The sequence below is a fragment of the Bacillus sp. AFS001701 genome (assembly GCF_002559405.1).
GTDB lineage: Bacteria > Bacillota > Bacilli > Bacillales > Bacillaceae_G > Gottfriedia.
Map to the genome: position 1 here is coordinate 1 of NZ_NTZO01000710.1, position 379 is coordinate 379.

At 28.0% G+C, this 379-nt stretch carries 1 pseudogene; it reads right to left on the reverse strand.

Features of this window, described 5'->3' with window-relative positions:
* Positions 1 to 232: 232 nt before the first annotated feature.
* Positions 233 to 379 (reverse strand): annotated as a pseudogene (locus CN514_RS26710) (peptide ABC transporter ATP-binding protein); the annotation flags it as partial.

The following is a 379-nucleotide window of genomic DNA, read 5'->3' on the forward strand; positions in this document are numbered from 1 at the left end:
ACTTTAATAAATGTTTTCGATAGACAAAAATTAACAAGTTCTAATTATTAAAAATTTTTTTGTAGAAATTTGAATACAAGTTGACTTTGAAATACAAAAAACATCCGTTGACTTACAAACCTAAAACATATTTAGACAATTTCAAAGTAAACCAATGAATTTTTTGTCAATAAAAAAATCCCTCTTTTCAGATGAAAAGTAGGGATTCTTCACATTTAAGTGATTAAATAACTTATAAAACTTTCTCAAGGAATAACTTAGCACGATTTGTTTTTGGTCTTGTGAATAATTCGATTGGAGTTGCATCCTCAACTAGATTTCCTTCGTCTAAAAATAGGATTCGATCTGCAACTTCCTTTGCAAAGCCCATTTCATGTGT